Genomic DNA, 15,429 nt, shown 5'->3' on the forward strand with positions numbered 1-15,429 from the left:
AAAAAATAAGTTGGGTCATTTCATTAAACCAACTAATGAATTGGCAATCGATGTCTGATAGATCTGGGGTTTGGACGTACTATGAAGTATTAGAGAAAGAAAAGGCAATTCTATCCTGCATGAGGTGGTGTGCAAAGTAGATCTGGGGATTTGGCACGGGGAATTGTTCCCGCTCCTCGGGCCGAACGGCACCGACAAGACGACGACCCCATATACTGACGACGATGCTGCCGGATGGGGGACGGTGTGCATTTCCGGCTGCGACGTCGAGTCGTTCGGTCCAGCGGATGCGGTGTGCCGATCATTGAACGGAGAACTAGCGAATATGGCGCCTAGTTAGTGTGATGAGTTAAAATGGTTTGACCTTACTGAATTGCCTTCTAATGTAATCCCATATATTAAGAAAGTAACGATGACGAGATGTTCCTGGAGACTCATTAAAGAAGTAGATCGCCCTATCCGGTCAGCTTGGCCAGGTGGCTGGCGATCTTTTTAACGTTTTGGGAGATAGCAGTCATGAGCGCTCGCTCTAACTTTTTTTTCTTTACGCTATTGATGTACTTGCACTTCGGGGCCGCTACGCCGTCCCTTACTCGTTGATTGCAAGATAAAGGGACCAAGCTTGCCACGTTCGCGGCGCGGTGCATCGAGAATGAAATTCCGATGCATCTTCGGTCGCTGAAAAAACGCACAAGGACGTATCCTGCACGATCCGATCGGGACCGATAAGGAAGGAAACGAGATTACTCCGATCGACTTTGTAAAAACCATCGTCAAAATGATATAGTATTATGACCTGGTTAGAAAATTGTCGATCGTTGTCGAATTGTATGCATAAATACAACAGCTATAAAGGACGATCGATTATCCGTTTGTGGATGAACAACTCCGGGCTTTCGGTATTTTTGAACATTCTTTTGGAAGACCGTATCGTTCGTTTTCAACAATTCATATCAAATTAAGAGCAATATATGTTAAGTGGGCACAATTTGAGTATGTTATATTTTGAGTGAAAAACATCACAGTAGTTATGCTTGGTGTTGAAAGGAGGCCCCTATTGGTAATTCATACGCCCACGAATCTGGCTCTTCGAAAATTAGGGATGTATGTAAGGGCGGACGCAGATGACTGGCAGTACAACTGGCCTGTTCATACCCATGAAGGACTCGAAGTTTATTATTTCATACGCGGGGATGCGAATTATATTATCGGAGATAATATATACGATCTATCTCCAGGAGATATGCTTCTATTTCGGGGAAGCACCATTCATAGGGTTAATCCGTCGAAAGATGTTCCCTATGTCCGCAGCTATGTAAATTTTACGGAGTCTTTTTTGCAAGAGCAGATGTCGGGAGAGATGTTTGAAAAGCTAATGTCTTTGTTTGAATCGCCCAGCGGAAGGTTAATTCGTTGGTCACTGGAAGAGCGCAAAGATGTAGAAGCGTATTTCCGGGCACTGCACCGGGAAAACGAACGGGAGTCGTTCGGATACGAACTGATTTTGAAAGCGCTTTTGGTTCAATTGTTGGTTGCAATTTATCGCAAGGCCAAGCGTTTGCATGAAATTGCGCCTGCCGTACAGCCATCGCACAGCCAGGAGAATGTTCGCCGCATTTTGCAATATGTAAATCAGCATTTTACGGAGAATTTCTCGCTTCAGGAATTGTCGGGGGCTCTGCATTTGAACAAATATTATATTTGTCACTGTTTTAAAGAGGTTACGGGATATACGATTAACAACTATATCATCGGTAAAAGGATCGAGGAAGCCAAAAAAATGCTTCGAACGACCGATGAGCCGGTCGGATTAATATCAGAAAAACTCGGGTTCAACACGGCGGTTCATTTCAGCCGCTCTTTCAAGAAGTACGCCGGAGTGTCACCGCAGAATTACCGTAAAAAAGACTTTGGCGCATAATGCTTTGAGCCGCAGAGAGCAAATGATTCAATTATCCAGACGAAGAAAAGGGGTAGAAGCGATGAATAAGAAAATGAAAGCGATATCTATTGGCATGGTCATGGTTCTGTTGACGCTTACGAGTGCTGCTTGCGCCAAGAAGGAATCGGGTGGAGAAGCGGAAGCCGGCGGTAAAAACGTAAAGCTGGACTTTGTCTGGTTTTCAGATGGAAATGAAGGCGCAATCATGAAAGATATTATCAAAGATTACGAAGCTAAAAATACGAATGTCAAAGTAAATATGATCGAAGTCCCTTATAAAGATCTATCGACGAAATTGAAAACGATGATCGCAGGCGGAGAGCCTCCGGCATTGGCCCGAATCAGTACGACGGAGCTTGGCGGATTTGCCAAACAGGCGGTGGACTTAAGTGAGAGCAACGGCGGATTGGAGAAGTATACCGGACAGTTCATCGATTCCCTTAAACCCTTCTATGTGGTGAATAATAAAGCGGTAGCCGCTCCTATGGATGTTACGGCTAACGGATTGATTTACAATAAAACCTTGTTTGATAAAGCCGGAGTGAAGGTGCCGTCATCTCCCGACAATGTCTGGACGTGGGATGAGTTCTCCGCCGCCTTGAAGCAGGTAATGGAAAAAGGCGGGGCTAAATACGGTCTAGTGTGGGATTTTACGCCGCAACGGTGGTCGACTATTCTGTACCAATTCGGAGGCAGTCTCATGAGCCCGGATGGAGCAAAAGCCACAATCAATAATGAAGCGGGTGTACAGGCGGTTGAATATTTCAAAAAGCTGCATACCGACGGCATCGCTCCAACATCCGTATGGCTTGGCGGGGAAAACCCGAATAACTTGTTCCGCAGCGGGACGGTCGCCGCACATTTGGCAGGAAATTGGATGATTAGCAATTATAAAGATATTTCGAACTTCGAATGGGGCGTAACGTACATGCCGAAAGCCAAACAGCGTTCCTCGGTACCGGGCGGCAAATTCGCGATGGCATTCAAAAATTCCGGCGTGGAGAAGGAAGCAACCGATTTCATTAACTATATCACCACGAAAGAAGTAAATGCGAAATATACCCAAGAGGCATTGTTCCTGAGCCCGCGCAAAGACAACGCGAAGCTGGACTATGCTTTCGGTAAAGAGATGATGGAAGTTTTCTCGAACGAACTGAACAACACCGTTCCGGCAGCAGCTGAGGATTGGTCCAAGCAAACGATTGTGCCCAAATTCAGCAATGAGTTGAAGAAGACGATTTCGGAAATTATTGTTGGAAAAATAACGGGACAAGCAGGCTTAGATAAAGTTGCGGGATTAATTGATAAAGCCATCGGCGAAGAGAAGAAATAATCCATGCATCGGTACGGTTGAAGGGAAAGGAGTAAGCCTGATGTCTGTACAAACCTCTGCCGTAAAGACAATAAGGAAGCCGGGACAATCTAAAAAATGGATTCCTTATTTGTTTGTACTGCCTAACTTGTTGATTTTTACCACTTTTATCGTGATTCCCATGGTAATCGGATTCGTTTATTCTTTCCACGAATATGACGGATTGAATCCGATGGAGTTTATAGGCTTTGACAATTACAAAGAGATCTTTTCGAACAACGAATTTTGGAGCGCACTGGGAAAAACCGCCCTGTATGCACTCATTGTAGTACCTTCGATTTACTGCCTATCCCTCGCCGTAGCGATGATGCTGATCCAGCAAATCCGGCTTAAAGGACTATTTCGCTCCATATTTTATTGGCCTACGATGATTTCGTATATCATTGTTGGTTTGACGTGGAAGTGGATTTTCGGCGATTTCGGTGTTTTGAATTACTTTATGACGATGTTCGGCCTGGAACCGCTCCATTTTTTATCGGATTCTTTTTTCGCGAATGTATCGGTGGTGATCGCAACGGTTTGGTCGCGTCTTGGATTTTATATGGTCATTTTCATGGCCGGCTTGCAGGCCATACCGAATGATTATTATGAGGCGGCCAGATTGGACGGGGCATCCAAGCCTCGGGTATTCTGGAGCATTACGCTTCCGCTGCTCAAGCCTACGACCGTACTTGTCGTAATGCTGACGCTGATCGAGGCGTTTAAGGCGTATCCGTTACTGTTTGCGCTCACGGGGGGCGGACCGGGCAAAGATACCACTTATATTGTGCAATATATATACGAAACCGGGTTTGCCAAGCAGGAGTTGGGCATGGCCAGCGCAATGTCCGTGTTATTGTTTGTTCTTATTTCGCTGTTTACCGCTCTGCAGTTCAAACTGTCAAAGGGAGGCTCCGATTAGCGTGGAATTGAAGGCATCCGCCAAAGCCGTCTTGTATATTCTTCTTATTGTAATGGCTGCCATGTGGTTATTTCCAGTGCTTTGGATTGTCATCTCGTCCTTCAAGACGAACAATGATTTGTACAGCTTTCCCCCGAGATTTTGGCCGGAGCCGACGACTTTCGAGCACTTTACGGCTGCCTTTCAGAAAGGCAACTTCGGACGATACTTCATCAACAGCACTATCGTCACGGTCAGCTCAACGATTCTGCTGCTGCTGATCAACTCGATGGCAGGGTTCGCGCTGGCTAAATATAAATTCAGAGGGGCCGCGGTGCTGCTCGTCGGGTTCGTGTCTACCTTGATGATCCCTCTTGAGGTCATTATGATCCCGATCTTTAAGGTGCTCAGCTTCCTCGGATTGTTCAACAGCCTGCTGGCTCTTATCATTCCGCCGGCGGCCACGCCGACAGGCGTTTTCTTGATCAGGCAGTATTTGCTTACCGTACCGGATGAACTGCTTGAGGCAGCCCGGATGGACGGGGCATCGGAATGGCGGATTTATTCGCAAATCATTCTGCCGATCTGCAAGCCGATCTTGGCGGTGCTTGCGATTTTCTCCTTCATGTGGCGATGGGACGATTTCTTGTGGCCTCTTATCGGAATTAGCGATCCGTCTTTATATACGATTCAATTGGCCTTGTCCAACTTTATAGGAGAATTTAACGTTGATTGGGGCAGCTTGCTTGCCATGTCCGTCATTACGATGATTCCGGTGCTTGTGGTTTTCGTCATATTCCAGCGTCAATTCGTCAGCGGTATGGTGACATCCGGGATGAAATAATTGCAAAAATCTAATTCCCTTCCACCACAGGGGCTGGTTGTCTCTGCCGGTGAAGGGATTTTTTAGGGGAGTTTGGGGATGGAACGCTTCATATTGTCATTAGATCAAGGAACCACCAGTTCAAGAGCGATATTGTTCAACCATGACAGCCGGATTGTTTCAGCAGTGCAAAAGGAGTTCACCCAGTATTACCCGCAGCCCGGTTGGGTTGAGCAGGATGCGGAAGAAATTTGGGAATCGGTCGTTTCTGTCATTTCATTGTGCTTGTCTAAAGCAGGTATCGGACCGAGTCAAGTGGCGGCAATCGGTATTGCCAACCAGCGTGAAACGACGATCGTCTGGGACAAAATGACTGGAAAGCCGATCTACAACGCTATAGTATGGCAATCCAGGCAAACCACTCCAATCTGCGAGCGGTTAAAATCCCAGGGATGGCAGGACCTGGTCCATGAGAAAACCGGCCTCCTGATCGACGCGTATTTCTCGGCGACTAAAGCAGCCTGGATTCTTGACGAGGTACCCGGCGCCAGAGCGCGTGCGGAGCGGGGAGAATTATTGTTCGGTACCGTCGATACTTGGCTGATTTGGAAATTGACCGGAGGCAAGGTTCATGTGACGGATTACTCCAACGCTTCCCGTACGATGATGTTTAATATCCGGGAATTGAAGTGGGATACAGAGCTGCTGAAACGGTTAAACATTCCGGAATCGATGCTTCCCGAGGTCAGGCCCTCCTCCTGCATCTACGGCGTAACGGATAAGGAAATCGTTGGCGGGGAGATTGCGATTGCAGGGACGGCCGGCGACCAACAGGCCGCGTTATTCGGACAAGCGTGCTTTGAGGAAGGAGCGGCCAAAAACACCTATGGAACCGGATGCTTCATGCTGATGAATACCGGCAGTAAAGCGGTGTACTCGAAACACGGGCTGCTCACGACCATTGCCTGGGGCATAGGCGGCCGGGTGGAATACGCACTGGAGGGCAGCATCTTTGTGGCGGGCTCCGCGATCCAATGGCTGCGCGACGGGCTTAGGATGATCAAGAGCGCCGAGGAAAGCGAAGCGTTTGCTTCACGTGTGGAATCTGCCGAAGGGGTGTACGTGGTACCGGCGCTCGTCGGGCTCGGAACCCCTTATTGGGACAGCGATGCCAGGGGAGCGGTATTCGGAGTTACCCGCGGAACCACCAAAGAGCATTTCATACGCGCAACCCTGGAAGCTCTCGCTTATCAAACCAAGGACGTACTCGCCGTGATGGAAGAGGAATCGGGGATTACTTTGCATTCGCTGCGTGTGGATGGCGGAGCGGTAAAAAACAATTTATTGATGCAGTTCCAGAGCGATATCCTGAATGTGCCTGTCGACCGCCCGGTAATTAATGAAACCACAGCTTTGGGTGCGGCCTATTTGGCCGGACTGGCCGTAGGGTATTGGGCCGATCAGTCGGACATCGTGAAACAATGGAAACGAGATAAAACCTTCATGCCGAATATGGACGATGCCAAGCGTCGTAACTTGTACTACGGATGGAAAAAAGCCGTTCATGCAACGAGGGCTTTTAAATAACGGATAGGAATGTGGAGGTAAATCATGAGAGTAAGCAGTAAGTTATTGCAGGCCGTGGAAGGGCATCATTATTTGGACCTCATGACCGATGAAGCCAAGTATCGCATCTATCTGATGAATGATTATGTGATCCGAATCCGCTGCACGTTCGACGAACAGTTTGCCGAAGAAGCTTCGTATACGCTGACCATGACCGCATGGGATGACAAGATGGATGGGATGGTCGAGGATCGCAGGAGAGTGGAGGCTCTCCCGGCTCGGTATGAAGATTTGGGTACCCGCTTGCTGCTCCGCACGAATCAATTACGGCTGATGATACACCGGGAGCCTTTTGCCATTGAAATTACGGATGCGGAAGGCCGTATGCTCCATGAGGATTTGAAAGAGCGCCCCTATGTGAAAGATAAGCACGGCCGATTGTACCATTATTCAAACCTGACGGATGAAGACCATTACTACGGCTTCGGTGAGAAAAGCGGGCATTTGAATAAAAAGAAGAGAAGGCTGCGGATGCATAATGTGGATACGATCGGTTACGATTCGGAACATACGGATCCGCTGTATAAGCACATCCCGTTCTATATTAAATTTAACGGAAAGACGCAGGCTGCAACGGGTTTGTTCTATCATAACAGCCATGAATCCACTTTTGATATGGGATGCGAACGCAGCGGCTACTGGAACAAGTATAGTTATTTTTGCGCGGACGGCGGGGAATTGGATCTCTTCTTCATGTACGGTCCGCAAATAAAGGATGTCGTCCGCCACTACACGGATCTAACGGGCAAAACGATTTTGCCGGCGCAATACTCGCTTGGATATATGGGCTCCACCATGTACTATACCGAACTGGACCGGGATTCGGATCAAGCGATTTTGAACTTTCTGGACAGATGCAAGGCGGAAGGAATTCCCTGCGACGGATTCTTCATGTCTTCAGGCTACACCACTGGCGAAGACGGGAAAAGGTATGTCTTTAACTGGAATAATCAACGATTCCCTCATCCGCAAAGCTTTATCGAACAAATGCGAAGCAAGGGGGCGGCATTGGCCCCTAATATAAAGCCGGGTATGCTGCTTACTCACCCGTTATATAAACAACTTGACGAAGCGGGTGCCTATATAAAAGACGATAAGGGGGACAAACCCCAAACCGACCGTTATTGGGGAGGACAAGCTTCTTTCGTCGACTTCACCAACCCGAAAGGCAGACAATTATGGAAGGACCAGTTGAAAGCATCGTTTATTAACTTGGGGGTCACTTCCATCTGGAACGACAATAACGAATATGAAATTAACAATCCGGATGCGTTGTGCGAGTTTGAAGGCGGCAAGAAAGAAATCAGCGCCTTGCGTCCGCTTCTTCCCAATCTTATGGCTCAAGCGGCCAAGGAAGCGATCGCCGAAGCTGCGCCGAATACAAGACCTTATATTGTCAACCGCGCCGGATTTGCCGGCATTCAGCGTTATGCCCAAACCTGGGCCGGAGACAACAACACGAGCTGGCACAGCTTAAAATTCAATATTCCTGTTATTTTAGGAATGGGACTGTCCGGTGTAGCGAACCAGGGCTGCGATATCGGCGGCTTCTTCGGCCCTGCCCCGGAACCGGAGCTGTTCGTCCGTTGGGTACAGAACGGGATTTTCCAACCGAGATTCTCCATCCATTCCTGCAACACCGACAATACCGTCACCGAGCCGTGGATGTATCCTTCGTATACTCCATATATCCGGGAGGCGATTCAGCTTCGTTACCGTTTGATCCCTTATTTCTACTCTTTACTGTACGAAGCTTCCGTCCTGGGCTCTCCGGTCATGCGGCCGATGGTGTATGAATTTCAGCATGACCCCGCCACTTGGGAGGAAAGCTTCGATTTCATGCTGGGAAGGTCGATACTGGTCGCCAATGTTCTGGAAAAAGGGGCGGAAACGCGAACGGTGTACCTGCCGGAAGGCAGCGAATGGGTTGACTGGCATACAAGAGAGCGTTATGCAGGGGGACAGACGATCCGGCTTAAGGTTTCCTTAGATTCGATTCCGATGTTTATCCGCAGCGGAGCTGTTATTCCGCTCGCGCCGTATTTGCAGAACATTCATAACGACCGTATAGAAGAGCTGCATTTGCTGATCGAGCCGTCCGAGAACGCAAGCTTCGTTCTATATGAGGACGACGGGGTAACGAACAATTACAAGAACGGCGACTATCTGAAAACAACGATCAACGTCGAAACGGATGGAAACACCGTTATTTCTTTCAAGAAAGACGGAGCTTACGCCAGCACAGTGAAACGAATCGTCATTGATTTGGTATGTAACCAAATTGCTCCGGTTCGAGTGATGCTGCAGGGCAGAAAGCTTCCGATGTTTCTCGATCCCGCCGAGTGGAAAGCGAAGGAAGAAGGCTGGTACTACGATCTGGAGCTTAAAACGGCAAAAATCAAGTACGACAACAGCCAAGCCGATTATGAAATTGCAGTTAACTTCGATATAAAAGACCTGATTTCCATTTAACTCGTGATCATCGAAGGAGGGATGCAATATGGGGGAAGCCTTTTCAAGTAACAGAAGGACAGAAATATTACAAGCCTTACCCAAGCAAACGTTCGATGTCCTTGTCATCGGGGGCGGGATTACCGGGGCCGGTATTCTGCTTGATGCGACGACCAGGGGCATGAACACGGTGCTGGTGGAAATGCAGGATTTCGCAGCGGGAACCTCCAGCCGATCCACCAAGCTGGTTCATGGAGGGCTGCGTTATTTGAAGCAGCTTGAGGTGAAAATGGTCGCCGAAGTCGGGAAAGAACGCGCGGTTGTGTATGAGAATGGCCCTCATGTGACCACTCCGGAATGGATGCTGCTTCCGTTCCATCAAGGCGGTACGTTCGGAAAGTTCAGTACTTCTCTGGGACTGAGGCTCTATGATTTTTTGGCGGGAGTGAAGCGGAGCGAGCGGCGGAAAATGCTCGGCGTTCAGGAAACGATACGGCGTGAGCCGCTCGTCAAGCGCGAAGGGCTAAAGGGAAGCGGCGTCTACGTCGAGTATCGTACCGATGACGCCCGCCTCACCATCGAGGTGATGAAAGAAGCGTTCGCGCGTGGAGCGAAGCCCGTAAACTATGCCAAGGTGGAGCAGTTTATTTATCAAAACGGCAAAGTTGTTGGAGTGAAAGTCAGGGATACGATTCATGGAGCATTGTATGAGATCTTTGCCCGCAAAATCGTGAATGCCGCCGGGCCTTGGGTAGATACGCTTCGGGAGATGGATCAATCGAAAACCAAGAAGCATTTGCAGCTGACCAAAGGAGTACATTTGGTGATCGACCAATCCCGGTTTCCGCTGCGGCAAGCCGTCTATTTCGATACGCCGGACGGGCGGATGGTATTCGCTATTCCACGGGACGGTAAGGTGTATGTAGGCACCACGGATACTGTCTTCGAGGGAGATATCGCTCATCCGAGAATGTCTTCAGAAGACCGCAACTATATCATTAATGCCGTTAATTATATGTTTCCCACATTGAACCTTGGCACTCAGGATATTGAATCCAGTTGGACGGGACTTCGCCCGCTTATCTTTGAAGAAGGTAAAACGGCGTCGGAAATATCCCGCAAGGATGAAATCTGGCAGTCGGAGTCCGGATTAATTACCATTGCGGGAGGCAAGCTCACCGGTTATCGCAAAATGGCGGAAATGGTCGTCGATCTTTTGAACGATTTGTTCAAGAAGGAAGGAGTAGCCCGATTTACCCCCTGCGTCACCAAAACCATGCCGATCTCCGGCGGACATGTAGGCGGACCGGATCGATTCCCAACCTTTATCGAGCGGAAAACGGCGGAGGGCATAAAGTGGGGGTTCAGCAAAGAGCAAGCGGAGAAGCTTGTTCGAAAATACGGCTCGAATATTGATCGTTTGTACGAGCTGGCTTCTACCCATGGAAAGAACGGTTCGGACTTCGGGCTTCCTTTAGACGTGCTGGCCATGATTGTCTACTCTATTGAAGAGGAAATGATGGTGAAACCGATCGATTTCTTTAACCGGCGTACGGGCGCGCTGCTCTTTAATATCTCATGGGTGCATGAATTCAAGACGCCGGTTATTGCATTTATGGAGCAGTATTTGCATTGGAGCGAAGAAGAGACACGGCAGTACAGGGAAGAGCTGGAGAAGCAGCTTCTAGAGGCTGTTGTCCCTGTAGATTATAGATAACAATTCGATTGTGCAGTCATGGGCTTCACGTGAAAGCCTGCTTGGGGCTGCCAGTGCGCTGCGGGCGGAACGATTTTCAATGCTCGAGACAAGGTCTTAATTTACCTACTGTATATTTCTATATCGCATAAAAAAAGTGCTTGCCATTGGCTTTCTGATAAGTCAAAGGCAAGCACTTTTTGTACTTCCGGCTCCAAAAACAGCATGTTTGAAACGCATAAATATACATTCCACACTTAGCGGATATTCTCATCAATTATGACAATCTGCCCTTGTATGCTCGGTGATGGAAATAAGGGTAAATTCTCTATCTATTTTTACCGAAATATTAAAAGATACCCAGTAAATGTGGGCAGTTAGCAGCAGGAAAGGATGTTAGGATGATTAGGACAAGCAGGAATATTTTGCCCGGAGTGTTGGCAGGCATACTGTTAGTGGGATGCTCCACAGATACGACGATTCGGATAAATAATAACGGGTTGCCCGCCCAATCCGCTGTTGAAAAAACCGAAAGTGAAAAGTCGAATGCCCCAAAGGATGCGGGGACGGCACCGAGTCCGACCTCGGTTCCACCGGCGGCACCTGATCCCGTAGTATCCAATGCCAATTCCAGTTCCCCGTCTCCATCCAATGGAGATGTGATCCAGCCGAAGAATGAGGACCCGAGCAGCAGTGGCAGTACCCTTGGAAGCGAACGGGATAAGCCTGACTCCTCTCCTCCCGATAGGCAGCAACTCTCAGGTGTCAAGGGGGCAAGCCTGAAGGAAGCGGAACGAATATTAAAGCTGGAGTTCAGTGGCGAAAATTTGTTGAGATATGGAGAAGCCATGTATGACAACGGATTGATTTACGACGCGACTCATTACATTCATCGGGCGATGGAGCGGGGGAAGGAGAGCAGCCGGCTCCCTCAACTTATGAACGATTTGGGAACCGGCAGTGCGAAGGTTGAGCCACGCAAGCTGGTTGATGGCAAAAATGCCGTTCTCTCATATGACGGTAAGTATATCGCTTACTACGAGAGTGGAGGATTGATGATTTACGATCTTAAAGCTGATAAATCGAAGCGGGTGTCGAGCATAAGTGATTCGCTTTTTCCGGAATGGAGGTGGAGCCATGACAATCGGCAGCTGGCTTATATCAACGGCAGCAGTTTATTTGTTTATGACTTGCCGAAAAATGAAATCTGGGAAGAAAAGTTCGATTCTTTCTTGGACCACTTTATTCTTTGGTCGGCAAACAGCCAAAAAATACTTGTGGGAACCTATGATAAAAAGAAGGAGAGCTACGTGCCCCAGTTGTTTGATATAAGTACCCGAAGTCATATTCAGCTTGAGGGGAGCCTTGGCGGCTATCTGAAGCCTTTTGAGGATACGCCCCAAATATTTCGGCAAATCCGGAGGGATGGCCGGGTGTTTGACGTTGCCGTGCAGGACAAGAAGGAAACATTGGTTGGAACGATTCCTTGTGGGCCTGAGCAGCCTCACTCTGACGTCAGATTTGAGCCAAGGCGCCGGATTTAGCGAAATGAATTTTGATCATGGGACGAGCTTTGGCAGAAATCCGCAATATTTTAATTTTCGATCGGTAAACACGCTCATGACATTTGATTATTCCTACAGTTTACGCGAAAGCTTAAGAATAACAGACAATGGCCGCTGGATCGCCTTTAACCAAAGTGCAACCATGCCTTCGGAGGGATCGAGCATAAGTAATGATGTTCCTTTTTCGACCTTGTGGCTGGCAGAAACCGAAGGTAAAAAGCGTATCCCGGTCGATTACGGATATATCAGCACAACCATGCATTCTTTTTCTGACGATGTCTCCTTGCTCGTGTATACCAAAGAAACGAGATTAGACGGTTATCCCAGAAAATTTGAGATTTATCAAGTTTCCTTATCAGGGGTTTCCAAATAAATGGGGGGAGTCGGACGGATGGATAAGCCGCTGATTTATTTGTTCATCATTTTGATTTCGATCACGGTCTGCTCTTGTCGAGCTGTGCAGCCATCAGTTGCGGATGAGAAACCCGTGGAAAAATATGCATCTAATCAAGATCAGTCCGCGGAACAAAAGGAAGCTTTACCAAAGAGCGATGCAAAGCCGAAAGCGGTTGAATCTGAACCATCGCAACAGACAACAAGCGCTGCTGGAGAGGCCGTGAAACCGCAACAGGCACAGCAAGCATATGGGCCTGAGCAAGCGGCTTTACCGGATAACCAAGCCCAAGAGCCGCCGAAGCCTTTCAGAGAAGGCAAGCAGAGTACTCAAGAAACGGACATAGGGTTTACTTCCGAGCCGCCTTTGCTTTTACATAATGCGAATATTTCGTTTAAACAAATCGAGGATGATTATTTACGCGAGGGTAACCAGGAAAATACTTTGAAGTATGGAGAAGCCATATATCGTCAAGGTAATATAGACGATGCTGTCATTTATTTAGCTGCAAGCGACACCAAGGGAACGCTGGGCAAAGATATAGCGGCGATCAAGGAAGAGGCCGTCCGCGGCTATTCCTCCTTGCAGCCCGTAAAATTGGGTGATGGACACATGCCGTCGCTCTCTCACGATGGAAGATATATAACTTATTTGACGAGCGATACGTATAACGGCGAGCTAGTCATTTACGATACTAAACAGGGTTCCCGGGAGACAGTCGGAGAAGGCGGCTATTCGAAGGATGCTCCGCCCGTCTGGAGCTGGGATAACAGGTTCGTTGCTTTTGGCGAGTTCAAGTCTTTGCATATTTACAATATGGAAAGACGCAGTTTAACTACAGAGCCGTTAGACGGACGCATTAAGGAGCTCGTCTGGTCGAAAGACCACGACCGAATCGCTTACAGTACGGCGGAGGGGCGAAAAATCCGGGTTTATCAACTCAGTACCCGCCAGCACAAGGTTATTGCCGAAGGCAGCGACCTTAACCTTATAGGGTTTAGCGAGGATTCAAAAGCATTGCGTATTATGAAGAAAGATCGTGTATATGACGTCACGCTGAGTGATTTGAAAGAAAAGGACATTTATACGCATCCGTCTTCCGTAGAGAATCCGGTTTGGTCAGTAGACGGAGAAAAGGGTGTCGGGCAGCTGCATGGTGTACGCGTGAGAGCGAACCAATTTCATGAGGCCAGGAACAATCCTGTGTTTTTTCAAGGAACCGAATTCAAACCTCTGCTGAGTTTTTCTTATTCCAAGGTTTCCGCTCTTCGGCTGAATCGAAGCGGGTCGGTTATGGCTTTCATCCAGCAAGAGTCAACCGCCCAAACCTCCGAACACGGAATGCTGTGGGTGGCAAGTACGGATGGCAGCAAACGCAATCCCGTTGATTATGGAACGATCATAACGACCCCGCAAGCATTTTCGGATGACGGTACTGTATTCGTTTATTCCAAAACTAGATACAAGTCGGTCCAAAAATCGGATCACGAGCTGTATATGCTTAAAATCAAATAATCCTCAATATCAGCGAAATGAAGCCTTAGGCGGCAGCGAGCTGGCTGGAAGGAGCCCCGTCCCTATTGTCGAATTTGAAAAGACAGACTGCAAAGAATGACCTTGGCAGTCTGTCTTCCTCATTTATTTGGAAGCGGGCAGCTCGATTTTGGTTTCCAATCCCTTGATGTACTGATCTTCCTTTACATTCTCCGTGAAATCATCCTTGATGACGAATGGCTTCAAAATCAAGTATTTGGTCGTCCCTGACGTTGAGGCGTATCGTCTGTCATAGTTCAGCCGGTTTCCTTCATACGCCCCGTCCCCGTGTAGTTCAGGCAGTTTGCGGCCTTGATCGTCGAAAGCGGCTATACCGACACGCCGTAATTTTTTGTATTCGTCCTCCTGTTCCAACGACTGCACGTTGTTCAATGCAATCGAATAGTTAACGCGTGTCGTCAACGGTGTCACCTGCAAGTCGGTGACGGAGAAAGTAAACTCGTTCTTGGTTACAACCGCATTCGGATGAACATTGATTATGTTGTCCGTGGTTTTACGGAAGGGGACATCCAGTTTAAATTCATGGTCGATTCCCTCCAGGATAATCGTGACCTCGGCGTTGAAAGAATCGGGAACGGTCCCGCCGCCGGACGTATCCAGCACCTCTTCGAAGATCAGCATGTCCGGATGTGCTTCTCCCGCACCCATGTAGCCTCCGCCCTTCAGAATGGAACCCGGATCGCCCTGCCGTTTTCCGTTTACTGTGAAAAATACATTTTGAATTGCGTTGCTGAGTTTTACCAACTTTTTTCCGTTATCATATTTTCCATTTTTCAAATTGGGAGCCGTCACATGAACCAGAAAAGCGGCCCGGCTGCCGTCGAAAACCGTCTCGCTCACCTCAAGCTTAACGTCCTCATAGGAAACGTTTCGGTTTACAGTGGCAGCAAGCCCGAGATCGCCGGCATTTCGGAGTCCGATGTCCCCTTGGATAGAGCTGAAAATACTTCCTATCAAAGGAATACTTTTGATGGAGTCCGCCATAACCGGGGACACAAAGCCGGAAGCGAAGAACGCTGCTCCGAGGATGACTGCTGCTGCAGTGGCGGTTGTTGTCCGGCGCAACCGTGTCCGTGTTGGTTTGCTTAAGCGCTGGGCAGGCCGCTCAGGGAGTGCAGCGTAAGTG

General features: G+C 48.4%; 12 protein-coding genes and 1 pseudogene. 12 read left to right on the forward strand and 1 reads right to left on the reverse strand.

Annotated elements, in window-relative coordinates; translation table 11 throughout:
* The first annotated feature begins 127 nt into the window (after positions 1 to 127).
* The 12 genes and pseudogenes from QJ48_RS38060 (at position 128) to QJ48_RS11220 (ending at position 14,264) form a co-directional block, all read left to right on the forward strand.
* Entirely contained in the window at positions 128 to 340 is a 213-nt protein-coding gene (locus QJ48_RS38060; protein ID WP_237762872.1) for a hypothetical protein, read from the forward strand.
* A gap of 266 nt (positions 341 to 606) precedes the next feature.
* Positions 607 to 769 (forward strand): annotated as a pseudogene (locus tag QJ48_RS38665) (RNA polymerase subunit sigma-70); the annotation flags it as partial.
* Positions 770 to 1,057: 288 nt separating this feature from the next.
* Entirely contained in the window at positions 1,058 to 1,921 is an 864-nt protein-coding gene (locus QJ48_RS11175) for an AraC family transcriptional regulator (protein WP_054973676.1), read from the forward strand.
* Between the two features lie 61 nt (positions 1,922 to 1,982).
* Complete coding sequence (locus tag QJ48_RS11180) at positions 1,983 to 3,275, forward strand: sugar ABC transporter substrate-binding protein (RefSeq protein WP_054973677.1); 1,293 nt, start codon at positions 1,983 to 1,985, stop codon at positions 3,273 to 3,275.
* Positions 3,276 to 3,315: 40 nt separating this feature from the next.
* Entirely contained in the window at positions 3,316 to 4,215 is a 900-nt protein-coding gene (locus tag QJ48_RS11185; protein ID WP_054973678.1) for a carbohydrate ABC transporter permease, read from the forward strand.
* Between the two features lies 1 nt (position 4,216).
* A complete protein-coding gene (locus tag QJ48_RS11190) occupies positions 4,217 to 5,038 on the forward strand; it encodes a carbohydrate ABC transporter permease (RefSeq protein WP_054973679.1) in 822 nt (273 codons plus the stop codon).
* A gap of 78 nt (positions 5,039 to 5,116) precedes the next feature.
* Positions 5,117 to 6,604 carry a glycerol kinase GlpK gene (gene glpK, locus QJ48_RS11195; protein ID WP_054973680.1) on the forward strand — a complete coding sequence of 496 codons (1,488 nt, stop codon included), beginning with the start codon at positions 5,117 to 5,119 and terminating at the stop codon, positions 6,602 to 6,604.
* A 24-nt stretch (positions 6,605 to 6,628) separates the two neighbouring features.
* On the forward strand, positions 6,629 to 9,115 hold the full coding sequence (locus QJ48_RS11200; protein ID WP_054973681.1) for a TIM-barrel domain-containing protein: 2,487 nt from the start codon (positions 6,629 to 6,631) through the stop codon (positions 9,113 to 9,115).
* A 28-nt stretch (positions 9,116 to 9,143) separates the two neighbouring features.
* Positions 9,144 to 10,811 (forward strand): glycerol-3-phosphate dehydrogenase/oxidase, encoded by a 1,668-nt coding sequence (locus QJ48_RS11205; RefSeq protein ID WP_054973682.1) that lies wholly within the window; start codon positions 9,144 to 9,146, stop codon positions 10,809 to 10,811.
* 380 nt (positions 10,812 to 11,191) lie between these two features.
* On the forward strand, positions 11,192 to 12,334 hold the full coding sequence (locus QJ48_RS11210; RefSeq protein ID WP_054973683.1) for a hypothetical protein: 1,143 nt from the start codon (positions 11,192 to 11,194) through the stop codon (positions 12,332 to 12,334).
* A 4-nt stretch (positions 12,335 to 12,338) separates the two neighbouring features.
* Positions 12,339 to 12,728, forward strand: coding sequence for a hypothetical protein (locus tag QJ48_RS11215; protein WP_054973684.1), 390 nt, complete (start codon positions 12,339 to 12,341; stop codon positions 12,726 to 12,728).
* A gap of 18 nt (positions 12,729 to 12,746) precedes the next feature.
* Positions 12,747 to 14,264 (forward strand): WD40 repeat domain-containing protein, encoded by a 1,518-nt coding sequence (locus QJ48_RS11220; RefSeq protein ID WP_162238481.1) that lies wholly within the window; start codon positions 12,747 to 12,749, stop codon positions 14,262 to 14,264.
* 123 nt (positions 14,265 to 14,387) lie between these two features.
* Here QJ48_RS11220 and QJ48_RS11225 read toward each other — a convergent pair.
* The coding region (locus QJ48_RS11225) for a DUF4179 domain-containing protein (RefSeq protein WP_157261594.1) at positions 14,388 to 15,429 on the reverse strand (1,042 nt) is incomplete at its 5' end.

Source organism: Paenibacillus sp. A3 (genome assembly GCF_001399685.1).
Taxonomy (GTDB): domain Bacteria; phylum Bacillota; class Bacilli; order Paenibacillales; family NBRC-103111; genus Paenibacillus_G.